General features: G+C 65.7%; 23 protein-coding genes and 3 pseudogenes. 11 read left to right on the plus strand and 15 right to left on the minus strand.

Translation table 11 applies throughout. The annotated features are described in order from the left end of the window. The first annotated feature begins 27 nt into the window (after positions 1–27). Positions 28–1,416: an NHL repeat-containing protein gene (locus tag P2T60_RS17640; RefSeq protein ID WP_276282454.1), complete on the plus strand. Its 1,389-nt coding sequence runs from the start codon at positions 28–30 to the stop codon at positions 1,414–1,416. Between the two features lie 7 nt (positions 1,417–1,423). Here the strand turns inward: P2T60_RS17640 and P2T60_RS17645 are convergent, their stop codons facing one another. Beyond that, positions 1,424–2,464 carry an alpha/beta fold hydrolase gene (locus tag P2T60_RS17645; protein WP_276282422.1) on the minus strand — a complete coding sequence of 347 codons (1,041 nt, stop codon included), beginning with the start codon at positions 2,462–2,464 and terminating at the stop codon, positions 1,424–1,426. 14 nt (positions 2,465–2,478) lie between these two features. Further along, positions 2,479–3,453 carry an aldo/keto reductase gene (locus P2T60_RS17650; RefSeq protein WP_276282423.1) on the minus strand — a complete coding sequence of 325 codons (975 nt, stop codon included), beginning with the start codon at positions 3,451–3,453 and terminating at the stop codon, positions 2,479–2,481. Positions 3,454–3,569: 116 nt separating this feature from the next. Between P2T60_RS17650 and P2T60_RS17655 the strand changes: the two are divergent. The 3 genes and pseudogenes from P2T60_RS17655 to P2T60_RS17665 form a co-directional block, all read left to right on the plus strand. Further along, a pseudogene (locus tag P2T60_RS17655) lies at positions 3,570–5,165 on the plus strand (potassium channel family protein); the annotation flags it as partial. 179 nt (positions 5,166–5,344) lie between these two features. Then, complete coding sequence (locus tag P2T60_RS17660) at positions 5,345–6,610, plus strand: ABC transporter permease (protein WP_276282425.1); 1,266 nt, start codon at positions 5,345–5,347, stop codon at positions 6,608–6,610. Positions 6,611–7,045: 435 nt separating this feature from the next. Then, the gene (locus P2T60_RS17665; protein ID WP_276282426.1) at positions 7,046–8,647 is read left to right on the plus strand and encodes an ArnT family glycosyltransferase; all 1,602 of its coding nucleotides are present in this window, start codon (positions 7,046–7,048) and stop codon (positions 8,645–8,647) included. Between the two features lies 1 nt (position 8,648). Here the strand turns inward: P2T60_RS17665 and P2T60_RS17670 are convergent, their stop codons facing one another. From P2T60_RS17670 to P2T60_RS17685, 6 genes and pseudogenes are all read right to left on the minus strand, one after another. Further along, entirely contained in the window at positions 8,649–9,821 is a 1,173-nt protein-coding gene (locus tag P2T60_RS17670) for a tubulin/FtsZ family protein (protein ID WP_276282455.1), read from the minus strand. A gap of 238 nt (positions 9,822–10,059) precedes the next feature. Beyond that, positions 10,060–10,659: a potassium channel family protein gene (locus tag P2T60_RS17675; protein ID WP_276282456.1), complete on the minus strand. Its 600-nt coding sequence runs from the start codon at positions 10,657–10,659 to the stop codon at positions 10,060–10,062. Between the two features lie 12 nt (positions 10,660–10,671). Further along, positions 10,672–10,800: pseudogene (locus tag P2T60_RS21920) on the minus strand (pentapeptide repeat-containing protein); the annotation flags it as partial. A gap of 32 nt (positions 10,801–10,832) precedes the next feature. Then, positions 10,833–11,417: pseudogene (locus P2T60_RS21925) on the minus strand (pentapeptide repeat-containing protein); the annotation flags it as partial. Positions 11,418–11,510: 93 nt separating this feature from the next. Further along, the gene (locus P2T60_RS17680; RefSeq protein WP_276282429.1) at positions 11,511–11,753 is read right to left on the minus strand and encodes an Rdx family protein; all 243 of its coding nucleotides are present in this window, start codon (positions 11,751–11,753) and stop codon (positions 11,511–11,513) included. A 292-nt stretch (positions 11,754–12,045) separates the two neighbouring features. Next, complete coding sequence (locus P2T60_RS17685) at positions 12,046–12,579, minus strand: Ntn hydrolase family protein (RefSeq protein WP_276282430.1); 534 nt, start codon at positions 12,577–12,579, stop codon at positions 12,046–12,048. A gap of 125 nt (positions 12,580–12,704) precedes the next feature. Between P2T60_RS17685 and P2T60_RS17690 the strand changes: the two genes are divergently transcribed. Beyond that, the gene (locus P2T60_RS17690) at positions 12,705–13,520 is read left to right on the plus strand and encodes an aldo/keto reductase (protein ID WP_276282431.1); all 816 of its coding nucleotides are present in this window, start codon (positions 12,705–12,707) and stop codon (positions 13,518–13,520) included. 126 nt (positions 13,521–13,646) lie between these two features. Here P2T60_RS17690 and P2T60_RS17695 read toward each other — a convergent pair whose 3' ends face one another. Next, the gene (locus tag P2T60_RS17695) at positions 13,647–13,940 is read right to left on the minus strand and encodes a PadR family transcriptional regulator (protein ID WP_276282432.1); all 294 of its coding nucleotides are present in this window, start codon (positions 13,938–13,940) and stop codon (positions 13,647–13,649) included. Positions 13,941–14,192: 252 nt separating this feature from the next. On the opposite strand from P2T60_RS17695, the gene P2T60_RS17700 reads away from it, so the two are divergent. The 5 genes from P2T60_RS17700 to P2T60_RS17720 all read left to right on the plus strand — a co-directional run bounded on the left by P2T60_RS17700 (position 14,193) and on the right by P2T60_RS17720 (position 19,461). Then, positions 14,193–15,380 (plus strand): DUF354 domain-containing protein, encoded by a 1,188-nt coding sequence (locus P2T60_RS17700; protein ID WP_276282433.1) that lies wholly within the window; start codon positions 14,193–14,195, stop codon positions 15,378–15,380. Beyond that, complete coding sequence (locus P2T60_RS17705) at positions 15,377–16,303, plus strand: glycosyltransferase family 4 protein (protein WP_276282434.1); 927 nt, start codon at positions 15,377–15,379, stop codon at positions 16,301–16,303. Before P2T60_RS17700 ends, P2T60_RS17705 begins: the two co-directional genes overlap by 4 nt. A 536-nt stretch (positions 16,304–16,839) precedes the next feature. Next, the gene (locus tag P2T60_RS17710) at positions 16,840–17,601 is read left to right on the plus strand and encodes a glycosyltransferase family 2 protein (protein WP_276282435.1); all 762 of its coding nucleotides are present in this window, start codon (positions 16,840–16,842) and stop codon (positions 17,599–17,601) included. Between the two features lies 1 nt (position 17,602). Continuing rightward, positions 17,603–17,821: a hypothetical protein gene (locus P2T60_RS17715; RefSeq protein WP_276282437.1), complete on the plus strand. Its 219-nt coding sequence runs from the start codon at positions 17,603–17,605 to the stop codon at positions 17,819–17,821. Between the two features lie 2 nt (positions 17,822–17,823). After that, positions 17,824–19,461, plus strand: a complete 1,638-nt coding sequence (locus tag P2T60_RS17720; RefSeq protein ID WP_276282438.1) for an alkaline phosphatase family protein — start codon at positions 17,824–17,826, stop codon at positions 19,459–19,461. A gap of 11 nt (positions 19,462–19,472) precedes the next feature. Here P2T60_RS17720 and P2T60_RS17725 read toward each other — a convergent pair whose 3' ends face one another. From P2T60_RS17725 to P2T60_RS17745, 5 genes are all read right to left on the minus strand, one after another. Next, positions 19,473–19,727 carry a hypothetical protein gene (locus P2T60_RS17725; protein WP_276282439.1) on the minus strand — a complete coding sequence of 85 codons (255 nt, stop codon included), beginning with the start codon at positions 19,725–19,727 and terminating at the stop codon, positions 19,473–19,475. Positions 19,728–19,768: 41 nt separating this feature from the next. Next, the gene (locus P2T60_RS17730) at positions 19,769–20,785 is read right to left on the minus strand and encodes a Gfo/Idh/MocA family protein (protein WP_276282440.1); all 1,017 of its coding nucleotides are present in this window, start codon (positions 20,783–20,785) and stop codon (positions 19,769–19,771) included. 90 nt (positions 20,786–20,875) lie between these two features. Continuing rightward, positions 20,876–22,648, minus strand: a complete 1,773-nt coding sequence (locus P2T60_RS17735) for an MBL fold metallo-hydrolase (RefSeq protein ID WP_276282441.1) — start codon at positions 22,646–22,648, stop codon at positions 20,876–20,878. 158 nt (positions 22,649–22,806) lie between these two features. Further along, the gene (locus P2T60_RS17740; protein ID WP_276282442.1) at positions 22,807–23,628 is read right to left on the minus strand and encodes a phosphosulfolactate synthase; all 822 of its coding nucleotides are present in this window, start codon (positions 23,626–23,628) and stop codon (positions 22,807–22,809) included. Positions 23,629–23,687: 59 nt separating this feature from the next. Further along, a complete protein-coding gene (locus P2T60_RS17745) occupies positions 23,688–23,876 on the minus strand; it encodes a DUF8147 domain-containing protein (protein ID WP_276282443.1) in 189 nt (62 codons plus the stop codon). A 199-nt stretch (positions 23,877–24,075) separates the two neighbouring features. Between P2T60_RS17745 and P2T60_RS17750 the strand changes: the two genes are divergently transcribed. Continuing rightward, the gene (locus P2T60_RS17750) at positions 24,076–24,219 is read left to right on the plus strand and encodes a hypothetical protein (protein WP_276282444.1); all 144 of its coding nucleotides are present in this window, start codon (positions 24,076–24,078) and stop codon (positions 24,217–24,219) included. 13 nt (positions 24,220–24,232) lie between these two features. Here P2T60_RS17750 and P2T60_RS17755 read toward each other — a convergent pair whose 3' ends face one another. Further along, positions 24,233–24,577, minus strand: a complete 345-nt coding sequence (locus tag P2T60_RS17755) for a CGCGG family putative rSAM-modified RiPP protein (protein WP_276282445.1) — start codon at positions 24,575–24,577, stop codon at positions 24,233–24,235. Between the last annotated feature and the right edge of the window lie 129 nt (positions 24,578–24,706).

Genomic DNA, 24,706 nt, shown 5'->3' on the forward strand with positions numbered 1-24,706 from the left:
AAATCGGTCCCTTTAGGGGTTGTTTCCATGGGGTCGTATCAGACGTATTTACGAGTCGCGTTCGCGTTTCTCGTCGTCGTGCCCACCGGCGGCGTCTTTCTGACGCACACCGGGAGCGTCTTGGCCGCGGTGGATGGCGACGAGTCCGCCGCCGAGAATCCGGTCGTCCACGAACCGGACGAACTCCGGGCCGCCGAGAACCTCACAATCGTCACCGCCCACTACAACGACGAGAAGAACGGCAGTCTCACCGCGTTCGCAGGCGACGGCGACGTGGTGTACGAGACCAGAGCCTACCAGCGAATCTTCGACGTTGACCCCGTTCCCGGCGAGGCCTACACCGTGACGTACGTCGGAAGTTCCGTCCGCCCGAACTCGAAGTGTAAACTCGGGCCGGGTTCGAGTCTGAACTGCGTCCGGAACGTGGTCGAACGCCTCAACCTGAGTACCGGCGAGTCCGAGCGAGTCTACACCTACGAGGTGGTCACGCGCCACTCCCACGACAGCGTCCACGACGTGGACCGCATCGACGACAGCCACTATCTGGTCGCCGACATCTTCCACAACCGGGTGTTCGTCGTCAACACCTCGTCGAACGTGATTACGTGGGAGTGGCGCGCCCGGAGCGAGTTCCCCTACTCGACCGGCGGTCCCATCCGAGACTGGACCCACCTCAACGACGTGGAGTACCTCGAAGACCAGAACGTCGTGATGGCCGACCCCCGGAACCACGACCAAGTGTGGTTCATCCACCGCGAGCGCGGACTGCTCGAAAACCGGACGCTCGGCGCGGACGACGACCACGACACGCTCTACGAACAGCACAACCCCGACTACATCCCCGAGGAACGCGGCGGCCCGGCGGCCGTGATTGCGGACTCCGAGAACAACCGCATCGTGGAGTACCAGCGCGAGAACGAGTCGTGGACTCGGACGTGGACGTGGCGGGACGCCAAGATGGAGTGGCCCCGGGACGCCGACCGTCTGCCCAACGGCCGGACCCTGATTACCGACACCCACAGCAACCGCGTCTTCGAGGTGAACCGGCAGGGCGAAATCGTCTGGCAGGTGTCGATGGCGAAACCCTACGAGGCCGAACGCCTCGGCACGGGCGACGAGAGCGCGGGCGGCGCGAGCGCGACGGCCCTCGACTACGAGTCGCGGACGCCGGGCATTACGACCGACGACTCCGGAGACGCCAACCGCGGACTCGGCGCGCAGGTCTACGGCGCGGTCCGGTCGCTGGTTCCCTCGAAACTCTACCACGGACTCAAGTGGGTCATTCCGGCGTGGATGGGCCTGTTCGACGTACTCCTGACCGCTCTCTCGGGCGTCTCGCTGGCGGCTTGGGCGCTGGCCGAACTCTACTGGACCGACCGCGTGTCGGTCCGGAGTCCGGTCCGACTGCGGTTGTGAACCGCTTCTAATTTCTGTCGTGAAACGCGGTCACGAGGTCGTAGAGCGCCCGCCGCCGGTCGCCGTGCATCGCGTAGTGGTCGGCCCCGGCGAGTTCGGCGTACTCCTTTCGGTCGTCGGCCGCGCCCAGTTCGTCGTAGAGGGTCAGGGCGTCCGACCGGCGGGCGGTGTCGTCGTCGGTCCCCCGGACGACGAGCGTCGGCGCGTCGATGGCGGCGGGGTCGTAGGGCGGACTCCCGGCACAGCAGTCGCGCACGTCGGCCAGCGCGCCGGTCTGGGCGACGTAGGCGTCCTCGCGGTCGGCGGCCGCTCCCTGCCCGGACTCGACCATCGCGCGCCAGACGCCCTCGAAGAGCGCGAGATTCTCGTCGGCGTCCTTCCGTTCGGCGACCGTCTCGCGGTCCTCGACGTAGTACGCGCCGAGGTCCGCGTCGAGACCGAACGCCGAGACGAGTTCCGAGAAGTCGTAGGGCGGGTCGTACACCGGCGCGCACTGGACGTAGGAGGCCACGTCGGTCGCGTTCGCTCCCGAGTCGCGGTCGGCGAGGAATCGGCCGGTCGTCATGGTGCCCCACGAGACGCCGACGAGGTGGACTCGCCCGTGGCGCGCGGTTGCGAAGTCGAACGCGGCGGCAACGTCGTCCGCGGCGTCTCCGGCCCGGACCGGCGGGTCGTTCGCCTCGGGCGGGTCGGCCATCGCTGGCGGGAACTCGCTGTCGCCGTAGCCCCGCACGTCGAGCGCGTAGGCGGTTCTGCCCGCGTCTGCGGTCGCGCGGAGCCACGAGTAGGAGGCGTCGAGACGCGAGTCGCCGGACGGCGACTCGCGTCCCTCGACCGGCGGGGCGAACAGCGCCCGCGAGTGGGTGATGGCCCCGTGGACGAACAGGACCGCCTCGGCGGGCGCGGCGGACGAGTCCGCCGCGCCCGCGTCGTCGGAGGCGGGTGAATCGCCCGCCGCGCCCGCGTCCTCCCCGCTCTCGGGCGCGTCCTCCCACACCCGGAGTCGGGTGCCGTCGTCGGCCCGCACGTCGTGTGCTGTCAGGTTCATGGTCGGACTCGCCGTCAGTCGTGGCCCGAGACTTCCACGGGTTCGTAGGGTTCTTCGAGGTACGCGATGTCGCTGGCCGAGAGGTCGATTTCCAGCGCCTCCACCGCGTCTTCTAAGTGTTCGACGCTGGTGGTGCCGACGATGGGCGCGTCCACCCAGTCTTTGTGCAGGAGCCACGCCAGTGAGATTTGGGCCATCGTCACACCCTTCTGGGCGGCGAGTTCCTGCACGCGCTCGTTTATCTCCTTCCCGCCGCCCTCGCGGTAGGGGTGGTCGTACATGTGTTCTTCCGTCTCGCCGCGGGTCGTCGCGTCGATGTCCTCGTGGGGCCGGGTCAGGTATCCCCGCGCGAGGGGACTCCACGGCATCACGCCGACGCCCTCCTGCTCGCAGAGGGGAAGCATCTCGCGCTCTTCCTCCCGGTAGACGAGGTTGTAGTGGTTCTGCATCGTCTGGAACCGCTCCAGTCCGAGACTGTCGCTGGCGTGGAGGGCGTCGGCGAACTGGTAGGCCCACATCGAGGAGGCCCCGACGTGGCGGACCTTCCCGCGGCGCACCGCGTCGTCGAGTGCGCGCAGGGTCTGCTCGATGGGGGTGTCGTCGTCCCACCGGTGAATCTGGTAGAGGTCGATGGTGTCCATCCCGAGGCGGTCCAGCGAGTTTTCGAGTTCCTGCTCGATTGCCTTCCGCGAGAGACCCCCGGAGTTGGGGTCGTCGTCGTCCATCTGGAAGTAGCACTTGGTGGCGACGACGCTCTCGTCGCGCCGACCCTCCAGCGCATCGCCGAGTACGCGCTCGCTCTCGCCGTTCGAATACATGTTCGCGGTGTCGAAGAAGTTGATACCGAGGTCGATTGCGCGCTCGAGTATCTCCTCGCCCTCCTCGGGGTCCAACACCCACGGCCGCCAGTCGCTCGACCCGAAACTCATACATCCGAGACAGATTCGACTGACCTCCGTGCCCGTGTCGCCGAGCGTGGTGTACTCCATGCCCCTACGTCGCCCGGCGGGAGTAAAAGGTGCGTCAGGCGGCAGGGGAGTCGGCGGCGCGAACGACGGCCCCGAATACCCCAAATCCATTATCCCCCACGCGGAAATCACGCCCGATGGACAAGTGGAAGCGCAGGACGCTCTACTACCTCTCGACGCTCGTGGTCGTCTTCTTCGGCTACGCGCTGGTCTACGACTACGGGATGACCGTCTACGAGGGCCACAATCAGCCGTTTTACCACTCCCTACAGGTCGTGATAGAGACGTTCACGACGACCGGATACGGCTCCGACGCGCCGTGGGAGACCCCCGAGATGAACGTGCTGTGATGATTATGGACCTCACCGGGGTCGTCCTCATCTTCATGGCCCTGCCGGTGTTCGTCGTTCCGCTGTTCGAAGACGCCCTCTCGACCACGCTCCCGACGGCGGTCGAGGACCTCGAAGACCACGTGGTCATCTGCACCCACTCGCCGCGGGCCGAGACGCTCATCTCCGAGTTGGAGTCGTGGGACGTGAAGTACGTCATCGTGGAACCCGACCGCGAGCGAGCGATGGACCTCTACGAGTCGGGCCACCATGTCATCCACGGCGACCCCGAGTCGGTCGAGACGCTGGCGGGCGCGAATCTCGACGCCGCGAAAGCGCTGGTCGCCGACGCCAGCGACGAGGTGGACGTGAGCATCGTACTGACGGCGCGGGAAGTCGCCGAGGACGTGCGCATCGTCAGCGTCGTGGAGGAACCCGACCAAGAGACCTACCACGAACTCGCTGGCGTGGACGAAGTTCTCTCGCCGCGGCGACTCGTCGGCGAGAGTCTGGCCGACAAGGTGACGACGGCAGTCTCGGCGGAACTCGGCGAGGCGGTCGAAATCGGGTCGGACTTCGAAATCGCCGAGTTGCCGGTCCAGCGCGGGAGCGAAATCGCGGGCAACACCCTCGCCGAGAGCGGCATCCGCGAACGGTCGGGCGCGAACGTCATCGGCGCGTGGATTCGCGGCGAGTTCGAGACGCCGCCCTCGCCCGACTTGGAACTCGACAGCGGGACGGTCCTGCTGGTGGCGGGCCGACAGTCGCAACTCGAACGACTCAAGGAACTCACGAGTTCCCAGACCCACCGGCCCCGCCGGGGGACGGTCCTCGTCGCCGGGCACGGCGAAGTGGGTTCGACCGTCACCGACGCCCTCGCCGCGGCGAACATCTCCTACACGGTGGTAGACGTGGCGGAGAAACCCGGCGTGGACGTGTCGGGTGACGCGACGGACCCCGAGACGCTGGAGAAGGCGGGCATCCAACAGGCCCGGACGGTGGTGTTCACCATCGCCGACGACACCCTCACCGGGTTCGGGACGCTGGTCGCGCGCGACCTCAACCCGGACATCGAAGTGCTGGCGCGGGCCGAGGACCGAGAACGTCCAGAAACTCTACCGGGCGGGGGCCGACTACGTGCTGGCGCTGGCTACCGTCTCGGGGCGGATGCTCGCGTCCACGATTCTCGAACGCGAGGAGGTCATCTCGATGGGCAAGCAGGTCGAAATCGTCCGGACCACCGCCACCGAGTTCGTCGGCCAGAGCCTCGCGGAGGCCGACGTTCGGGCGCGGACCGGATGCACCGTCGTCGCAGTCGAGCGCGACGGCGAAGTCGTCACCGAGGTCGGTCCCCAGTTCCGGTTCCAGCACGGCGACGACGTAATCGTCGCCGGGACCGACGAGGGGTCAACCGGTTCACGACGCTGGCGAACTGAGAGTCGGCGGAACTCGGCGGCGTACTGCCGGGATGTCCGCGCTCGGGCGGGCTACCGGCGTTTAATGGAACGTTTACGTTCGGGGGTTTTTGTCGCTCGCCGTCGTACCCGTCGCGTGAGAACCCACACGGGGGACCGGGGAACACGATGAACGTCATCGAAGGGGCACGAATCAGTTGGCGCAACATCCGCGAACACAAACTCCGCTCGACGCTGACGACGCTCGGGGTCATCATCGGAGTCGCGGCGGTCATCACGTTCGTCACGCTGGGGGCGAGCCTTCAGCAGGACATCATCAGCACCGTGGCGGGCGGCAACGCCGCCACGATGTACGTCACGTCCCAGTCGCCGGGCGACAGCAGGGTGCCGTCGCTCGGGGGCGGCGGCGGGTCGGTCGTCTTCACGCAGTACGACGTAGAGCAGATACGACGACTCGAAGGCGTCCAACTCGCCGCTCCCGAGAGTGGCATCGCCGCCTCGTCGATGACCTACAACAACTCGTCGGTGGGCAGACAGTGGATTACGGTGTCCTCGCCCGGCTACTTCCGAGTCCGAAACATCTCGTTCGTCGCCGGGCGGCCGTATCAGGTGGGCGAACGCGAGGTGGTCTTGAACCAACCCGCGGCGCAGATGTTCGGCGAGAACGTCACCGTCGGCGAGAACGTCACGTTCACGCGCGCGGCCAACGGCGAGACGCTGAACGCGACGGTGGTCGGTATCGTGGAACCGAAAGGCGGCGGCGACGTTCTCGGGTTCAGTCAGGGCGGCGCGCAACCGCGGGTCTACGCGCCGACCGAACCGTACTACCAGCGGACGGTGGTGAGTCCGAACCTCCGCGCCCGCCAGTCGGTCTACGGCCGCGTCCTCGTGAAGGCCGAGACGCCGGGACAGGTGGATGCGGTGCAGGGCCGAGTGTACAACTACCTCGGCGAGCGTTCTGACGCCCGTCAACTCAAGTCCCAGTCCTACCAGTTCGAGGTGACGACCCAAGACCAAATCATCGGGCAGGTCAAGCAGTTGACCAGCACGTTCACCGCCTACATCACGGGCATCGCGGTCATCTCGCTCATCGTCGGGTCCATCGGCATCGCCAACATCATGCTGGTGAGCGTGACCGAGCGGACCCGCGAAATCGGCATCATGAAGGCCGTCGGCGCGCAGAACCGCGACGTGCTTCAGTTGTTCCTCGTGGAGGCGGTGATGCTCGGCGTCCTCGGGTCGGCGCTCGGGGCGGTCGTCGGAGTCGCTGGCGGGTACGCCGGAGCGCAGGCCATCGGCCTGCCGCTGGCGTTCCAACCGATTTGGTTCGTGGCGTCGGTCCTCGTCGGCGTGGTGGTGGGCGTCCTCGCGGGACTCTACCCGGCGTGGGACGCCGCCCACACCGACCCCATCGACGCGCTCCGGTACGAGTGAAGCGCGAACGACGCGCCGCGTCGTTCGCGCCGAGCGAGGACGACCCGACGCCACGCGCGAGCGTCGGCGAAGCGCGTGGCGGCCGGACCGCTCCAGTGGACGTGAACCGTTGTCGTGCCTGAAGATGTGTTTAGAATGCTGAAACAAATATATGGGCGTTTTAAAGAATCAAATGTATTGCCCGACCGGGCGTCGTCGTCCGCGAGCGGACGCGCTGGCCGCGCCTCGCGCGCGAGGCGCGGCCGAAAGACGTATCAGTCGTTTCTGAACCGTTTTCGCCGAAATTCGGTCTTAAACGAGAGCTTCCGCGAAGTAACGACGCCGAGTCCGAACGGAACGGAGGTGACGCCGCGAATAGCCACTGGATAACAAAGGACCCCCGACGCGAAGGGACGACGAGACCGAGCGCGCTCGTTTCGAGCGCAGGGAACCTCTATGACGGAACAGAACCTCGCACAGAACTCGACGGTACACGAGCAGGGTTACAAACGGGAGTTCCTCTGGCTCGCGCCCGCACTCCTCGCGTCAGTCCTCATCTTCTACTTCTACCTGCGCTCGCACCCCTACCCCTCGTTCGGGGCGGGTCTCTACCTCCTCATCGCCGAGCGCATCTCCGAGGCGGGTTACGCCCTCCCGAAGACGATTCCCCACTACACGGAAGGTGGCGTGCCGTTCTCGTACCCGCCGCTGATGTTCTACGCCGTGGCGGTGATTCGGGACCTGACGGGACTCGACCCCATCGCTGTCTCCCGGTTCCTGCCGGGCGTCGTGACTATCCTCTACCTCGTGCCCCTCTACCTGCTGGCGCGGGACCTGCTGGACTCGCGGCCCCAAGCCGCACTGACCAGCCTCGTCGTCGCGGTGAGTCCGCCCATCATCCAGTGGCACGTCTCGGCGGGCGGCATCGTCCGAGCGCCCGCGTTTCTGTTCGCGCTGTCGGGCATCTACGCCGGACTCCGCCTCTACCGGGACCGCGACCAGCGGTGGGTCGTCCCGTCGCTGGCGCTGTTCACGCTGACGGTCCTCACCCACCCCGTCTACACCGTCTTCTTCGCGCTGTCGTACTTCCTGCTGTTCCTCGAATTCGACCGGACGCTCTGGGGACTCACCCGCGGTGCAGTCGTCGGGTTCGGCGGCATCCTGCTGGCCGCGCCGTGGTGGACGCAGGTGATGGCGATGCACGGCGTGGACGTGTTCACCGCCGCCGCGGGCACCCACGGCGGTATCGGCGGGGGCATCCCCTCGGTGTCGGCGCTCCTCCACGTCAAGCTACGGAGCCTCTTCGTCGGGACCGTCTGGTCGCTCGTCCCGGTCCTCGGGACCGCCTACCTCCTGAAGGAACGTCGGTTCTTCCTCCCGGTGTGGTTCGTCGCCGTCACCGTCGCCATCGGGAAGGCCCGGTTCTCGATGCTGGTCGGGGCGTTCATCATCGCCGTCTTCCTGCTGGAGGCGGTGGGAGCGTGGCTGAAACGCGAATCGCCGTTCGGCGTCGGACGCCGAGAGATCGTCACCGCCTCGCTCGTGGTGATAGCGACCGTCGGACTCGCGAGCGGCGCGATGTACGCGACCAGCGACGTTGACGCCCACGCAGGGAGTCCGTCGCTCCCGCAGTTCATCACCCACGACGACGTGCAGGCGATGGAGTGGGCCGAGAAGAACACCAAGCCGAGCGCCACGTTCGTCGTGCAGGGAGACGCCGCCGAGTGGTTCCCACAGCAGACCCACCGGACGATGCTCGTCGGGCCGTGGGGCGTCGAGTGGAAGGGCCATCAACCGTACAACCGCCAGTTGAACCTCTTCCGGGACATCTCGTCGTGTAACTCCGCCCACTGCATGTCCCAGACCCTCTCGAAGGCGGGCGTCAACCCCAACTACGTCTACCTGCCGAAAGGGAAGTTCACGGTCCGCGGGATGCAGTACCAGCGGACGAGTCAACTGGCGATGTCGATGCACCTCTCGCCGAAGTACCGCACCGTCTACGAGAACGACGGCGTTATCGTCTTCGAGGTGATGGGCGGGAAAGGACCCGGAGAGTGACTCAGAACAGCGGGTCCAACTCGCCGTCGTTGTCCTCGATGAGGTCGGTCGTCTTCTGCTCGCTCTCGGCCTCCATCCGGTCGATGTTGTCTTGGGTCTCGACCGCCACGTCCTGCAACTCCTCGACGCGGGGCACCTCCGAAACGCCCGAGAGCAGGACGACGCCCGACACGCGGTCGGCGTCGGCCACGGGGTAGTCGCCCCCTCGGACCTCCATCGAGGCGGTCTGGTTCTCCAACCACTTGCGACCCTTCTCTACGCCCTTCCGATTGAGGTACTCGGGCGGACCGCTGGCGACGAGCAGGGAACGCTCGGCGCTGTCGATTTCGCAGGGCAGGGTGAGTCGGCCGAGCGCCGCCTTCCGGACCAGACTCGTGATACGGTTGGTCGCGTGGGTCGAGTCCATCTCGTCGGTGCCGTCGCTCGTGAACCGCGAGAGCAGGCCGCCCGAGGGGTTGTCTACCTTCTCGGCGGCGTAGCCCACGGTAGAGACCCCGCCGGTGTCGAGCGTGTTGATGATTTCGCTGGAGTCCACGACGCTCTCGCCAACCTCGTCGCCGTGGGAGACTTCGCCCGCGCCGAAGAGAACGCCGAACCGCCGGACGATTTCCTCGTTGATGCGGTCGTACCCGGACCCGACGCTCTCGCCCGACTCGCGCCACGCGTCGTTGTCGAACACGAGCAAGTTGTCAACCTCGCGGACGAACGTCTGGAACGACCGCGCGGCGTTCAGCGTGTAGATGCCGCCCTCGTCTCTGCCCGGCAGGATGCCGAGACCGTATACCGGTTCGGTGTAGACGCGCTTGAGGTACTTTGCGAGGACCGGCGCGCCACCGGACCCGGTTCCACCGCCCATCCCCGCGACGACGAGGAAGGCGTCGATGTCGTGGATGGGCACGTTGTCCACCGCGCCCTGCACCTCGTCGATGTCCTCCTCGGCGATTTCCGCGCCGAGTTCGTTGTCCGCGCCGACCCCGTGGCCCTTGACTCTGGACTGGCCGACGAGGACTTGGTTCTGTTCGGGCACGTAGTCGAGACCCACGAGGTCGGCCTTCGCGGTGTTGACCGCGACTGCCGACCTGACGGCCTGACTGCCGGTGCGCCGGTCGTACTCGAGGAACTTGTCCACGATTTTGCCGCCCGCCTGACCGAACCCAATCATCGCTAGCTTCATACCGACACCTCCGTACCCTCCGTCGCGGCGTTCAATCGGTGCCTGACTTCGGCGGCGGCACCCATCGCTTCGAGACGCTCCCCGTGTTGGTTATGAGACATTCCGTAACCCCCGACGGGAAGACCACGAGGACCCTGATAAATCCTCAGTACGGTTTGATTTCTCCGGCGATAGCTGCTCGGGCAGGACCGGCGTAACGTGGATAGTGGGCGTCTACCGCGGTGTCAGCGGTCAGCAGTCACCAGTTCGTCCGACGACCGAGGACGAACACGAGGTAGGCCATCAGTAGCGCGCCGAGGAACGATTCGACGGTGGCGAGGGCTTGGGCGAATCCGGTGGCCGGTTGCAGGTCGCCGTAGCCGAGCGTAGTGAACGTGACGACGGAGAAGTAGACACTGGTAGCGATTTCGGCGACGGGGGACGGGAGCGAGAGCGAGGGAAACAGTCCGAGACCGATAGCGTCGGTGCCGGAGGTGTCCGTCGGGACGCGGATTTTACCGAGGAGGAGGTAGAGGACCGACCAGATGGCGATGACGACCGTCGAGACGCCGACCACGCGCCACGGACTCTCGCCGTGTTCCGACGCGACACCGTTGACGGCGTGGATGGCATACTGGAGGTAGTTGCCCTCTTCTCGGTTGTGGCGCTTCTGAGACTCCTTCTTTTTGACGTGGTAGTGGCGTGCGCGCTCGGTGAGGGCGTACTTCTCGTGGAGGTCTTGGAGGCGGCGGTAGGTCCAGACTGCCGCCTCGGTCGGCGTGGCGTCCCAGTCGTCCAGTTCGTCGAGGTCCTCGTACACGCAGGAGTCGCCGAACTCGGTGTCGCTGTCGATTCGCACGTCCGAGAAGTAGGTCTGGTAGAGTCGGGCGTCTTCGAGGGTGGTCTCTCTGAGGTCGGTACGGACGAGCGAGGCGTCTTCGAGGTTCGCGCCACCCAGTTTTGCCTTCCGGAGGTTCGCGTCTTCGAGGTCCGCGTCCCTGAGGTCGGCGTCCGCTGCTTCGCGTCTTCGAGGTTCGCGTCCGCGAGGTTGGCCTCCTTCAACCTCGCGTCCGGGGCGTCGATACCCCGGAGGTTCGCACCCCGAAGGTCGGCGTCCCTGAAATTCGCGTCCTCTAGGTCACCGGAACGGAGGTTGGCCTCCCGGAGGTCGGCCAACTCGAAGGCCGCGCGGTCGAGGGTGGCGTCTCGGAGGTCTGCATCCCGGAAGTCGGCCCCAGCGAAGTCCCCTCTCGTGAGGTCGGCCCAGCGAAGGTTCGCCCCCGAGAAGTTACTCCGGGGGAACGACCCCCTCTTCAGATTTCCGCCGAGGAGCGAACAGTCGGCGAACGAAGTCCCTTGCGTGACGGACACGAAAGCGAGATTCGACCCGTCCAAGTATTCGCCTCGGTCGGCAGGAACCGCCCGACCCAGTTCCTCGACTTGCGGTTCAGGGACGGGTCGGCCGCCGGGAGTTCCACGTCGGCGTGCCAGATACACCGTCCCGTCTGGTTCCACGTCTCTCGCCAGCAACAGTTCACTCCTCTGGTCACGTACCAGTTCTCGACGCCGAGAGTAACGTCCAATCCGACATCTTCGGGTCGAAGTACGAACCCGCACCTTCCTTCGGGGGTCGCCTCGAAAGCCACGCCTGACCCGTCACGACCCACCCTAATTAAACTACCACTTGCGACGAAAATTCGGGCGGCCGACTCACGCCAGCGCCGAAACCGTCTCGCCGACCGACTCGACGATGGCGTCCACGTCGAACTCGTCTTCCTCCTTGTCGAAGACCCGTTCGCCGTCGGCACGAACCTCGAAGACGCCGTTATCCCCAGTCACCAGCGCCACCGAATCCAGTCGCTCTCCGTACTCGCTGAGAAGCGCGTGCTGTACGTCCTGTGCCCGGTCGAGCATCCCGCAGGGGACGCAGTACTCGATTTCGACTTCCGTCATGGTCGTTCGGGGATAAGTACCGGAGTGACTTAAAAGGGGGTTGGTCGGCGGTGGCGACGCGCATCGTGTTCGAGACGCCCCCCGACCGACTCGCTCACTCCGTTCGCTCGTCGGCCGTCGGAAGCGAGCGCCGCCGACCCCGCGCGGATGGGGCCCGCAGTGCCGGGTGGCCGAACCGAGCGATTCGGAGCAACCGTCTCAAATACGAAAGCCAACTAGAAGTGTCTAAAGGAAACTAAAATACGGTCGAAAGAACTCTACTCCTACTTGTCGGGTCACACTCGACTCGCGCTCACGCCGACGCCTCCAGTCGGTAAGCGTCCACGTCCGCGCCGGTGTCGGTGTCCCGGTCCGCGGCGGCGGCGATGGCTTCCCGAGCGAGTTCCGCGGCGGCGTCCACGTCGAGACCCTCCTCGCGGCCTTCCAAGACACCGAGCGCCAACTGCGCGCCGGACCCGAACGCGACTGCTTCGTCGGTGAGGACCCCGCCGTCGCCGCCGACGCCCCGGACGCACGGCCCGTCATCGTCCCGACCGGCGACGATGGCCTCGACGCCCTCGTCGGCGGCGATGTCGCTGGCGACGGCGGCGAGGCGGTCGATGCCCATCGGTTCGTCGGCCTCGGTCTCGTGGGACCGGATTTCGGCGTCGAGTCGGCGCCGAAACTCGTCGATTGCGCCGGAGTCGCCGACCGCGGCCGCGCCGACCGCGCCGAAGTCGAAGACGTGGCGCTTGCGCTCGCTCGAGACGGTGCCGCCCTGCGTGAGGCGTCGGTCGCCCGCGAGTACGGCCCCGCCGTCCGCCTCGATTCCGACGATGGTTGCCATGTTCGTGTGGAGGGTGGCCGCGGGGAAGTGCGTTGTTGCCGACGACCGAAGGGCGCGGGTTCGAGAACCCGCCCGCGCTTCGAAATCGCCCACACGACTTTCTCGCCGAAGGACGAAGCGAACGCATGGAGTACGAGACGGTCGGCGGAGAGCGAGTACCGAAAATCGGTCTCGGGACGTGGCGGATGCAAGGCGAGACCTGCCGACGGGCGGTCCGGACCGCACTGGACGTGGGCTACCGCCACGTCGATACCGCCCAAGCCTACGACAACGAGCGACAGGTCGGGCGCGCGATAGCCGAGTCGTCGGTGGACCGCGAAGACGTGTTCCTGACCACGAAAGTCTGGCCCGGCCACACCGACCGCGAGTCCATCCGGCGCTCGACCGCGTCGAGTCTCGCGCAACTCGGCGTCGAGTACGTGGACCTCCTACTGGTTCACTGGCCGAACCCGCTGGCTTCGACGGCCGAGGTGATGACGGGTCTGAACGACTGTCGCCGGGAGGGGTTCACCCGACACGTCGGCGTGAGCAACTTCGGCGTGGACCAACTCCGGACCGCGCGGGCCGCCTCCGACGCGCCCGTCTTCACGAATCAGGTCCAGTTTCATCCCTACAAGCCACAGCGCGACCTCCGGGCGTACTGTCAAGCTCACGACGTGCTGTTGACCGCCTACAGTCCGCTGGCCCACGGCGGCATCCTCCACGACGACGTACTCCGGGAACTCGCGGTGGTCTACGACAAGTCGCCCGCCCAAATCGCGCTCCGGTGGGCCGTCCAGCAGGAGGGCGTCGTCGCCATCCCGAAGTCCACCAGCGAGCGCCACCTCCGGGAGAATCTGGACGTGTTCGACTTCCGACTCACCGACGAGGAGATGGTCCGAATCGAACGACCCTCGCGGTTGCGCTCGGGTGCTTCGTTCCTTCGGGGTCGCCTCGGGTGAACGGGACCGACTCGTTCGGGAGAACTAACAGCAGTCGTAACGTTCGCGGCCAGCGTCGCCAGAGAGAACCTATCGACGACTCGGACGTTCGACCTGCGTGAAGGGCGATAAAAAGGGGACGCGGGACTACGCGGTAATCGAGGACCGCTCTCCGAGGTGGTCGATTTCCCACTGGCGGCGGGCCTCGATTTCGCGGCTACCGCGGTCGGTGAGCGCGTAGTAGTTGGTCCGGCGGTCACGCTGTCCCTTGTCGACCAGACCTTTGTCCACGAGCGTGTCGAGATTCGGGTAGAGTCGGCCGTGGTGAATCTCCTTCTCGTAGTACGATTCGAGTTCTTCCTTGATTGCGAGGCCGTGCGGCTCGTCCTTTCCCGCGATGACGTACAGCAAGTCCCGCTGGAAACCAGTCAGGTCGTGCATGAGTTACGAAAGTAGATACTTTCTCTGTAATTATAAGCTTGGTGGCCGTTAAATTCAGTTTTGGCCCCGAAGCGGGGCTTAGAGTGTGTGAGCGCGTATCGAAGTCTCTGGGGCAGTGTTGACCTATCTAACATCTTCTGGGTCGCCGCGCGACGAAGCGGTTTCAGGCCCCGTATAACAATGGCCGTTCGAGCGGAACGTCGCCGTACTGACCGCCGGAGTCGCGCGCAGACTCCGCCGGACGAGATTACCATGAAGTATCTGTTCTTCACCAACACACCGGCGCAAGTCCACCAGTACAGGCGCGCAGTCGCGGCGTTACGAAACCGAGGGCACCGGGCGCTCGTCCTCGCGCGAGACTACGGTTGCACCGAGGCGCTGTTAGAGTACTACGACCTGCCCTACGAACTGTACGGTCGGTGCGAGACGGCGAAGTTCTCGCTCGCCCGCGAACTGCCGAAGCACGCCGCCAGAATCGTCTGGCGGACCCGACAGTACGACCCCGACTGCGTTTTCGGACGCGGGGCCTACGCCGCACTCGCGGGCACCGTCGCTCGGGTTCCGGTCGTTCTCGTGGACGACTCGGGCAACACCGACTTGGACCACGCGATTTCGGTTCCGCTGGTCGACGCGGTGTTGACTCCCCACACCTTCGAGAAGGACCTCGGCGAGAAACACTACGAGTTCCGCGGGTTCAAGGAACTCGCCTACCTCCATCCCGACGAGTGGGAGTTCCAGACGGACGTGCGCGAGGAGTTGGGCGTCGGTGCCGAGGAGGACTACGCCATCGTCCGCCTCAACGCCTTCGGGTCGCACCACGACGTGGGGAAAGCCGGGTTTACCCCCGAGAAGCGCCGGGAACTGGTCGAAGCACTCGCGCGGGACGCGACGGTGTTCGTCTCCGACGAGGGCGGCGACATGGACTTAGACCGGGTGCCCGCCCGCGAGTTCGACCTGCATCCGGCGCTCCTCCACGACGCGCTTGCGGAGGCGTCACTGCTGGTCGCCGACACTCAGACGATGGTGACGGAGGCGGCGCTGTTGGGTACGCCCGCGATTCGGTCGAACTCCTTCGTCGGCGACGACGACATGGGTAACTTCGTGGAACTCGAACGCGAGGGACTCATCTACAACCTCGAATCGTTCGACGCGGTTCTGGACGCCGCGACGGACATCCTCGCCGACGACGGGGCCGACCAGCGATGGCGAAATCTGCGCGACGACTACCTCGCAGACAAGGTGAATCTCACCGAAGTCGTCGTGGCGGTGGCCGAGAGCGTCTCGGCGACGGGCGAGGTGTCTCTGGCCGGTATCGACCGAGTGAGCGGCGTCTCGCCGCGCGGACGCGACCGGACGAGGGCGCGCGCGTTCGACCCCGAGACGGTCCGGAGCGACGGGGGCCGAGGAGACGCGGGGCGGACCGAGGGAGGGCGACGGTGAACGTCCTGAATCTGGTCTCGAACGAGGACGCCCGCTTCTTCGAGCAACAGCAGAAGGTGCTGGAGCGCCGGGGGGTGGACTGCGCGACGATGAAACCGCCGGGCGACCACGTGGCCCGCGAAGACGTGACCGAGCGGTCGGCCGGGGACTACCTCCGGTTCGTCCCGCAGGTCGTCAGCGAGTCGCTTGAGGGCTACGACGTGGTTCACGCCAACTACGGCTTGACCGCTCCGGCGGCGCTGGCGCAGGTCCGACTGCCGGTGGTCCTCTCGCTGTGGGGGACCGACCTGATGGGCGAGTACGGGTGGCTCTCGAAGCAGTGTGCGCGCTACTGTGATGCGGTTATCGTGATGTCCGAAGAGATGGCGCGCGAACTCGGCGAACCCTGCCACGTCATCCCCCACGGCATCGACATGGACCGGTTCGCGCCGCGGCCGAAATCCGAGGCCCGCCCAGAGGTCGGGTGGGACCCGGACGCTCGCCACGTCCTGTTTCCCTACCCGCCGTCCCAAGAGGTGAAAAACCACCCGCGCGCGAGACGCGTGGTCGAGCGCGCGAGCGAAGAAGTCGAGGCCGACGTGGAGTTGCAGGTGGTCTACGGCGTCCCCCACGCGGAGGTGGCGACGTACATGAACGCCGCAGACGCGCTCCTGTTGACCTCCGAGCGCGAAGGGTCGCCCAACTCGGTCAAGGAGGCCCTGAGCTGTAACCTCCCGGTGGTTTCGACCGACGTGGGCGACGTGGCCGACCGACTCGACGGGGTGTCGCCCGCCTGCGTCTCGGACGACGACGACGAACTCGTCGCGGGACTCGTGGACGTGCTGGACGACCCACGGCCTTCGGACGGCCGGGACGCGGTTCGGGACATCAGTCTCGGACGGATGGCCGAGCGCATCGAATGCATCTACGAGTCGGTCGTCTGACGGCGGTCCGAACACTTCTGGCGTTTGCTAAGCAATATCCCCACACTTCTAGGAATTATTTATATTTCTGAAGAAATTCTACTTCTGTTCGATAACCGCCCGGCGACGAGCGTCCCGACGGGACGCTCGTCGCCTCGCTTCGGTAGGGTTATCGCCGCGCCGCGTCCGGTCCGAGTTCGACCGGTCCGGTCCGAAGTCGCCGCGTCCGACTCACCGACTTGTCGCCGCGGCGGTTCTCCGCCGCGGCGACTCGTCTCCCTCGTTTGAGACCCCGCCGTCGGGCGTCAGGCGGTCCACGTGGCTTCGTTGCACGTTCGTTTCCCGTCGCCGGTGGGCTAATCCGACCCTGATTGTGCGTAAGCCAGCCAACCTACCGCCGGGAAACCATCGCTTGCCGGAGCGCTAGTCAACGAGTACCAAGCCGTAATCGTCGCAACTGTCGTACGGCCGACCTATACCAGTCCAAACTCGCGCTATCCCGGTATAAGCGCTGGAGAACAAAGTGCGAAGAAACGGATGGATACCTCGAAGGAACCATGAGTTTACAGGTTGCGGAGGGCGAGCGAACCGACGAGTCGGCCGAGCGACTACTCGGCAACGCCCACGTCGTGGTCGGCATCCCCGCGTACAACGAGGAGAACGCCGTCGGGAGTACCGTCCTCGGCGTCCAGCGATGGGCCGACGCCGTGGTTGTCGTAGACGACGGAAGCACCGACCGCACGTCGGCAATCGCGGAGCAGGCCGACGTGACCGTCTTGCGCCACGAGCGAAACCGGGGGAAAGGGGCGGCGGTCCGCACCCTCTTCGCCCACGCCCGGCGCACGGACTGCGACGCGCTCGTCCTGCTCGACGCCGACGGTCAGCACGACCCCGCCGACATCCCCACGCTGGCCGCGCCGGTGGTCGAGGGCGAGGCAGATATGGTCATCGGCAGTCGCTACCTCGCCGACGACGCGGGCGACGAGACGCCCGCCTACCGCCGACTCGGGCAGGTCGTCCTCGACTACTGCACCTCGCGCGTGACCGGTTCCGACCTCACGGACACCCAAAGCGGCTTCCGGGCGTTCTCGCCCGAGTCGCTCGAACGCCTCTCGCTGACGACCGACGGGATGGGCGTCGAGTCCGAGATGATAGACTCGGCGACCAGCGAGGGGTTGACCATCACCGAGCGAGCAATCGACGCCCGGTACGACGACCTCGAAGGCCAGACCTACAACCCCGTCAAACACGGGCTTGCGGTCATGCTCTTCCTCGCTCGCCTGCTCAAGCGCCGCCGACCAGTCTCCGAGGAGCGATAACATGTCTACGATACAGCTACCCACCGACCTCAGCGACCGCTACGCATCGCTCGCCGACCGACTCGACGGCTTCGACGAACCCGAGGACCTCGCGGCCTACGTCCTCGAATCCACCGCCGCCGAAATCGAACGCGGGAGCGGGACCGACGCCGGGGGCGACAGCGCCGACGACGACGTGGTAGAGGACCGCCTCGAACAACTGGGGTACCTCGAAAAGTGACCATGAGCGACGGCTCGGTCTACGTCTTCGGGTTGGACGGCGTGCCGCCCGAACTGGTCGATAGGGGCATCGACGCGGGACGACTCCCCAACTTCGAGCGGATGCGCGCGGAGGGAACCGACGGCACGACCCGCTCTACGGTGCCCCCGCTGTCGATGATTGCGTGGAGTTCGTTCGCCACCGGGCGCAACCCCGGCAACCACGGCGTCTACAACTTCATGCTCAAAGACGAGGGCGAGTACGGCACCGACTTCGTGAACGCCGACACCCTCCGCGAGCAGTCCGTGCCGGTGTGGGAGTACCTCGACGCAGAGGGCCACCGCTCGGGCGTGATGAACGTCATGCCGGGCTACCCGCCCTCCAGAACGTCGGGCTTCCACGTCTCGGACAACATCACGACGCCCTCCTCGGGGTCCTACGCCTTCCCCGACGAACTCCAGCAGGACATAGAGGAACGCGTCGGCGAGTACGACGTGGACCCCTACGAGGGCTACGACGACGGTACCGACGAGGGGAACCTGAAGGGCCTGCTCGACAACTTCTTCGAAATCGAAAAGAATCGCATCGAAGTCGCCAAACTGCTCGTCGAGGAGTACCCCTGCGACTTCTACTCGCTGGTCTTCTCAGGCCCGGACAACGTTCTGCACGTCCTCGGCCACGTCTTGGACGAGACCCACCCCAAGCACGACCCGCAGGTCGCGGCCCGATACGAGGACAAACCCCTCCAACTGCTCGAACTCTACGACGACTTCCTCGGGTGGGTGATGGACCGGATGAGCGACGACGACTCGATGCTGGTCCTCTCGGACCACGGCCACGGTCCGGTCTACCAGACCATCAACCTCAACTCGTGGCTCTACGACGCTGGCTACCTCGAACTCCAGTCCCGGCCGTGGACCCGACTCAAGCAGTTCGGCTACAACCACGTATACGACGCCGTGGAGACGGTGATGAGCGAACTCAATCTCTTCTCGAAACTCAAGATGGGCGTGGCCCGGACCAGCGGCGGCGGGTCGGGTCCGGACCTCGCGGAACTGCTCACCATCTCCCGGAAGGACATCGACTGGAGCGAGACCGCGGCGTTCACGGTCGCCAGCGGCGGCCAAATCTACCTCAACACCGACGACCACCGCGAGGGCGCGATTCCCGAACGGAAGTACGACGCGGTGCGCGAGCGCCTGCGCGAGGAACTGCTCGCCATCGAACATCCCGAGCGCGGCGAGTCGGTCATCGACTCGGTTCTCTACGGCGAGGACGTGTACGGCGACGAGTACGAAGACACCCGCCCGGACCTCGTTTGCATGCCCGCGCCGGGCTACCAGATTCAGTACCCCCAGACGATGAAGACCAAGCGCGTCTTCGCCGACCCGCCGAAAACCGGGTCGCACACCTCGATGAACGAGATGCACGGTATCTTCTACGCGTGGGGCGGTCCCGTCGAGAACGAGACCGGCGTGACGGTGGACCTGACCGACTTCGCGCCCACCGCGTGTTCGCTGTTGGACGTGCCGGTGCCCGCGGAGATGGACGGCGACGTGCGCGACGACGTGGTGGACGTGTCGGCCGAGCGTGACAGCTACGACGGGAAGGTGGAGGCGAAGCGGGCGGTGCGGGAGGTTGTTGGGGAACTTCAGGAGTAAAAGAGGCGGTTTCAGTTTTTATTTTTAGTTTTTCTTATCCTCGGTCTCTTATCAGGGGGTCCATTTTTAAACTCGCGTTCCTTTACATCCTGTGGTTTCCCATAAAAATGCTCAGAAGCCCAAAATCCAATGGTCGTTATCGTGAAGATGGCTATCGCCATAACAAGTGTGTGTAAATACCCACCACCATCTAACATAGTCACCGCAAAACCGCCGTTAGTCCCAGCGATGAGTGATTTTAAGGCTTCACGGTGTATTCTGGACATAACTGGCAATATTCCAGTACTTTAAGAATAAACGTTTCTGATTAGTCCAACTCCACGCTCACCCGCTCCCCACTCCTTGCCGCCTCGTAAGCCGCTTCCGTCAAAGCCGTCACCGCCAGCGCGTCCCGAGCAGTAGCAGGTGGCTCCTCCCCGGACTCGATGCAGTCCACGAAGGCTTCGGCCTTGTTGCGCTGTTTGCTCCGGTCGATGAAGGGGATGACCGTCGTGGAGTCGGCGTCGATGCGCTCCAGTTCGCGTTCCTCCCACTGGCGGCCTTCGAGGTAGACCGCGCCTTCCTCGTCCCAGACGTGGACGTGTTCGCGCACGCACGGGGCGTCGCTGTGGACCGCGATGGTGCCGTGCGCGCCGTCGGCGAACTCGACGGTGAGGATGGCGCGCTGGTCCACCCGACCCTCGTCGTCGGCGAAGACCATCTCGGCGCTGACCTCCTCCGGGACGAGACCCGTGGTCCACAGCACCGCGTCGATGAGATGGCTCCCGGTGTCGTAGAGGTTGCCGCCGCCCGAGAGGTCCGGGTCGGTCCGCCACGTGTCCTCGAACCGCGAAATCCAGTCCTGCGTGATTTCGGCGCTGAGGTAGTCCGGCGAAAGCGTCTCGCCCTCGCCCTGCCACCGCTGGCGGGCGGTCTTGAACGCCGGGTTCAGGTGGCGCTGGTAGCCCACCATGAGGACCTGCTCGCTGGCCTCGGCGCGTTCTGCGAGGTCACGGGCCTCGTCCAAGTCGGTCGTGAGCGGTTTGTCGCAGAAGGCGTGGAGATTTCGGTCGAGCGCCGCCGTCACCATCTCGTGGTGGAGGGTGTGGGGCGTCCCGACCAGCACGGCGTCTAACGACTCCGCGTCGAGCATCTCGCGGTAGTCCTCGTACTGGGAGCCGTCGCCGACGTAGAGCGTCTCGCCCGCCGCTTGCCGGGTGTCGGCGCTCACGTCCGCCAGCGCCGTCACCGTCGAGCGCGGTTCCGTGTTGAACTGCCGTCCGACCGTGGTTCCGATGTAGCCGCCGCCGATGACGCCGACTCTGAGTTTCTCGGCCTGAGACATCCGTGTTCGTTCCACCACGAGCGGTCCCTTGATTCGTCCGGCCGCGAGTGTCAGTCGGCCAACTGGCACCCCGGGGAGTTCCCCGAGCGCTCACTCGTCGTCAGCGAGGACCACCGCAATCTCCTCGCCGTGTTCTAAGTCCGCGTCGCCGAGCAATCGGAGCATGGTCACGTCGTCGCCGCCGTCCACGACTCGGGCGCGCAAGCGCGTCCCCGTGACCGACGATTCGAGGTCGGCGAGTCGGTCGAGAACCTCGGTCCGGAACGTCTCGGTCTCGTTGACCGCGGCCTCCGGCACGGCCGCCCCGCCCGCCTCGGACTCGTCCGAGGCGGGCGTTTCAGAGGCTGACGGGGCCGTTTCGGACGCGTCCGGTGAGGACGCGTCGGCGCTCGCGGACCCGGAGGCGGGTGCGTCACGGTCGGGCGAAACTGCCACGTCGTCCGTCGAAACTGCCGCTCTCTCTCCCGGAACCGCCGCGTCCGCACCGCCCGATTCGGCGCGCGCGCCGAATTGGGCGTCGAATCGCTCGACGGCGACGCCTTCCGCTTCGAGGTCGGCGTCGGCGAATCGGGCCACCGCGGGAAGCGCGTCCTCGCCGTCTTCGAGGAGTTCGCCGAACCGCGCGCCGTTGGACTGCCAGTCTTGGGCGCGGATGGACTGGACCGCGGTCTCGCTCAACCACGGCGGCGGCGACCACCGGCCGTCGGCGTAGAGGGTCTGCTCGCGGTCGTCGTCGCTGGCCCAGACGAATCGCTCGTCGTACCGGCCCCGGAAGTCCCGAAGCGCGCGCCGGGGACCGTGGCCCGCGACGACGTGGATGGGGTCGAGTTCGGACACGAGGTCGTCGATGACCGACAGCGACGTGTGGTTGACCACCTCGAAGTCGTAGACGGTGCAGGCGGCCGTCTCGACCGGTTCGGTCGCGCCACCGGTCAGTTGGACCAGCGTGGCCGACGAGTCGTCCCTGATGGCTCCGAACAGGCGGTGTGCGCTCCCTTCCGAGGGAACTTCCGGCCCGGCGAAGGTGACGGCACCGCGTTCGAGCAGGTCGTTCGCCGAGTCGAACACCGGAACCGTCTCGACGTTGGGCACGTCGTAGTCGAAGTCGGCGTAGAGTTTGGCGGCTTGTCCCGCCAGCGTAATCGGAGTCGATTGGTTCAGACGCTCGCCGAGGTGTCCGAGCAGGTAGGCGTAGTGGACCGCGGTCAGTGCGCTGGCGGTCACGAGGACCGACGACCCGGCCCGAGCGCGCTCGATGATGGTGAAAAGCGACTCGGTGAGCGTCTCCTCGAAGTCGTCGGTCGTGGAGACGTTGACGAACAGGGCGTCCACGTCCACCGGCAGGTCGGTCCGGAATCCCGGATAGCCTGCAACTCGACGGGTGGTGAAGTCACCGGTGAACAGAAGGTGGTTGGCCCGCGACCCGTCGTGGAACCGGACGACGAATCCGGCCGCGCCCGGCGCGTGACCCGCCGGAACCGGCGCGGCCTCCACGTCCGGGACGAGCGTCTGCCACCCGTCGAGCGGTCGGATGGCGTCGGTGACTGATTCCGTCGTGCCGATTTCGTAGTTCTTCTCGCCCTCGGTCAACACGTCTTCAAGGACCTTCGCAGTGGGTTCGGCGGCGTAGACCGGCGCGCCGTCCCGAAGCGAGTCCGCGAGCGTGGCGTAGTGGTCGAGGTGCGCGTGGGTCAGCAGGACGGCCGCGAGGTACTCGTCGTCGCCTAACAGCGCGTCTAAATCGACGCCGACGCCCGAGTCTACGAGGACGCAGGCCGTCCGGTCGCGGGTCACGTCTCGGAACCGAAGGAGGTACGAACCGCCTCCTTTCGATGGGTTCGCGTGCTGATAGCTCAGATTCATCTGTGACGGAACCCACCTTCACATCTCTCTGTTCCGACACGGTGCATATCCTCGAAAACGCACCGGGGGAACCTAAACGCTTTGCTACACGGTGTCTAGTGTCACTACATGATAATGTAAACCCAGACATTTTCGGCCAGAGAGAGACGGAGCGTCGGTTACTCCGGGTCGAACGAGGTGATTCGGCCCCACGAACTCTTCTTGCCCCAGAGACCCGAGCGCATGCACTCCAGTTCCACGATTTGGGAGTTGTCCACGAAGAGGTTGACCTCCGGCCCGAAGTTCTTGATGTACCACTCGAACACCTCGGGGTCGGCCGCCTCGAACACGCAGTTCTCGACGCCGACTTCGTTGGCGATTTCGAAGGCCACGTCCGTCCGCCACTCCCGGACGCGTTCGGTGATGCCCTCCGACTCGACCATGATTTTGTACGCCCCGGCGTCGAGGTGGCGCTGTGCCTCACGAATCGCGCTCGCCGGGTCGATTGCGGCCTCGCTCTCCAACTCCTCGACCGACGACGCGCCGCCAGCGCCGAACTGGACGTTGATTTCGGGCTTGGCCTTCAGTCCCTTCTGTTGGACCATCTCGGTCAGCGCCACGAGGTCGTCGGTGTCGATGGCGACGAACCCCGAGGAAATTTCCACGATGTCGAATCCCAGATTCCCGGCCTCCTCGACGTACTGCTCTACTTTGTCGTGGTCCCTGACGAGGACGTTCTCCACGAACCCGCCGGTCGAGACCTGTACGTCGTACTCGTGGCACACCGCGATTAGTTCCTCGACGGCCTCCTCGGGCATCAGTGCGAACGACCCGCCCGAAAACTTGTAAATGTCCACGTACTCGCCCATCGTGTCGAGGATGTCGCGCAACTCGCGCGGTCCCATCGGGTCGTAGTACGGCCCCCGAATCTCGGTGATACCCTTCTCCCGCGGTTTCGATTCACGCTCGTTGACGTGCAGAAAGTCGAATGCTCGGTCCATCGGAAACCCCGACAGGGGTACGACGAACCGCCACTTTACTGTTGGGCAGGCCCGCGGACCTACCGCTCGCGAGACAGAACGTAGTACGCCACCCCGAACCCGACGAGACCCGCCAGCGCGCCCGCCGGGAGACCGACTATCGCCGAGGGCCAGATTCGCGTGGCGAGCAGTTCCGTCACCGATACCGCGACGACGAGAAACGAGACGACCCCGGCCGCGAGCGCGACGGCGAGATTTCGGACGTTCACGGGCGGGTCTCTCGCCGCGGCGTCCTAAGCGTATCGACCGGGCGACTCCGTGAGAAATCCCGACGTGGACGTACGGACATCCGAATACGGACTTAAATACGAATACGGACTTAAATATAGTGTGCGGCACGCGAGCGCGCAACGAGGTCGCTCGCTCACCGCCCACGAGACATAACCGTCCCCGCGCCGTAGGTCCCCCGTGACCTACCGAACCACGATGGGTTGGTCGCTCGTCTCGTCGGGTATCGTCACGCTCCTGCTCGCGTTCCTCCCCGGAGACTCGCTGTGGTGGGGCGTCCTGCTCCTCGCGGCGGGTATCGGGACGCTGTACGTCAGACAGTAGTCGGTCCGGGTCGCTACTCTACGTGAACCCGCGTGACGTGGCCGCCACAGCCACACTGCTCGACGTACTCCCGCCGCACGTCATCGCCGAAGGCGTCGTCGAGCGCGTCGAAGAGGTACGTCTCCGGGTGGCCGTGGTCGCCGTGAGTCACGAGGTTGACGTGGTTCCCGGCCGCGGTGTGTTCGACCGCAGTCCGGGCCTGCGCGACCACGAGGTCCCGACTGTCGGCGTGATGGGGCTTTTCGAGGTTGGCCGACCACGAGTTGTCGTGAACGCGGTCGGTGATGGGACTTACGTCGCTATCGAGGTTCACGTCGTGGTCGCGGTCCGGGTCGCCGTCGCCGCTGGTCGCTCTCATGTTCGAAACGAGGCCGCGCCAGCGCGAAGGGGTTGTGCCGAATTTGTTCGGGTGAGCGTTCGGATGACGGGTCCGGTCGCCAAAGTGAACTCTCTGTGACTGTGTAGCAAAATTTATCATCGGCATGTG

Source organism: Halorussus caseinilyticus, assembly GCF_029338395.1.
GTDB lineage: Archaea > Halobacteriota > Halobacteria > Halobacteriales > Haladaptataceae > Halorussus > Halorussus caseinilyticus.

What these genes read in the sequence shown, in the direction of transcription:
- P2T60_RS17640 (WP_276282454.1), top strand. Translation starts at nt 28, where the DNA reads ATGGGGTCGTATCAGACGTATTTACGAGTCGCGTTCGCGTTTCTCGTC.
- P2T60_RS17645 (WP_276282422.1), bottom strand. Translation starts at nt 2,464, where the DNA reads ATGAACCTGACAGCACACGACGTGCGGGCCGACGACGGCACCCGACTC.
- P2T60_RS17650 (WP_276282423.1), bottom strand. Translation starts at nt 3,453, where the DNA reads ATGGAGTACACCACGCTCGGCGACACGGGCACGGAGGTCAGTCGAATC.
- P2T60_RS17660 (WP_276282425.1), top strand. Translation starts at nt 5,345, where the DNA reads ATGAACGTCATCGAAGGGGCACGAATCAGTTGGCGCAACATCCGCGAA.
- P2T60_RS17665 (WP_276282426.1), top strand. Translation starts at nt 7,046, where the DNA reads ATGACGGAACAGAACCTCGCACAGAACTCGACGGTACACGAGCAGGGT.
- P2T60_RS17670 (WP_276282455.1), bottom strand. Translation starts at nt 9,821, where the DNA reads ATGAAGCTAGCGATGATTGGGTTCGGTCAGGCGGGCGGCAAAATCGTG.
- P2T60_RS17680 (WP_276282429.1), bottom strand. Translation starts at nt 11,753, where the DNA reads ATGACGGAAGTCGAAATCGAGTACTGCGTCCCCTGCGGGATGCTCGAC.
- P2T60_RS17685 (WP_276282430.1), bottom strand. Translation starts at nt 12,579, where the DNA reads ATGGCAACCATCGTCGGAATCGAGGCGGACGGCGGGGCCGTACTCGCG.
- P2T60_RS17690 (WP_276282431.1), top strand. Translation starts at nt 12,705, where the DNA reads ATGGAGTACGAGACGGTCGGCGGAGAGCGAGTACCGAAAATCGGTCTC.
- P2T60_RS17695 (WP_276282432.1), bottom strand. Translation starts at nt 13,940, where the DNA reads ATGCACGACCTGACTGGTTTCCAGCGGGACTTGCTGTACGTCATCGCG.
- P2T60_RS17700 (WP_276282433.1), top strand. Translation starts at nt 14,193, where the DNA reads ATGAAGTATCTGTTCTTCACCAACACACCGGCGCAAGTCCACCAGTAC.
- P2T60_RS17710 (WP_276282435.1), top strand. Translation starts at nt 16,840, where the DNA reads ATGAGTTTACAGGTTGCGGAGGGCGAGCGAACCGACGAGTCGGCCGAG.
- P2T60_RS17715 (WP_276282437.1), top strand. Translation starts at nt 17,603, where the DNA reads ATGTCTACGATACAGCTACCCACCGACCTCAGCGACCGCTACGCATCG.
- P2T60_RS17720 (WP_276282438.1), top strand. Translation starts at nt 17,824, where the DNA reads ATGAGCGACGGCTCGGTCTACGTCTTCGGGTTGGACGGCGTGCCGCCC.
- P2T60_RS17725 (WP_276282439.1), bottom strand. Translation starts at nt 19,727, where the DNA reads ATGTCCAGAATACACCGTGAAGCCTTAAAATCACTCATCGCTGGGACT.
- P2T60_RS17730 (WP_276282440.1), bottom strand. Translation starts at nt 20,785, where the DNA reads ATGTCTCAGGCCGAGAAACTCAGAGTCGGCGTCATCGGCGGCGGCTAC.
- P2T60_RS17735 (WP_276282441.1), bottom strand. Translation starts at nt 22,648, where the DNA reads ATGAATCTGAGCTATCAGCACGCGAACCCATCGAAAGGAGGCGGTTCG.
- P2T60_RS17740 (WP_276282442.1), bottom strand. Translation starts at nt 23,628, where the DNA reads ATGGACCGAGCATTCGACTTTCTGCACGTCAACGAGCGTGAATCGAAA.
- P2T60_RS17755 (WP_276282445.1), bottom strand. Translation starts at nt 24,577, where the DNA reads ATGAGAGCGACCAGCGGCGACGGCGACCCGGACCGCGACCACGACGTG.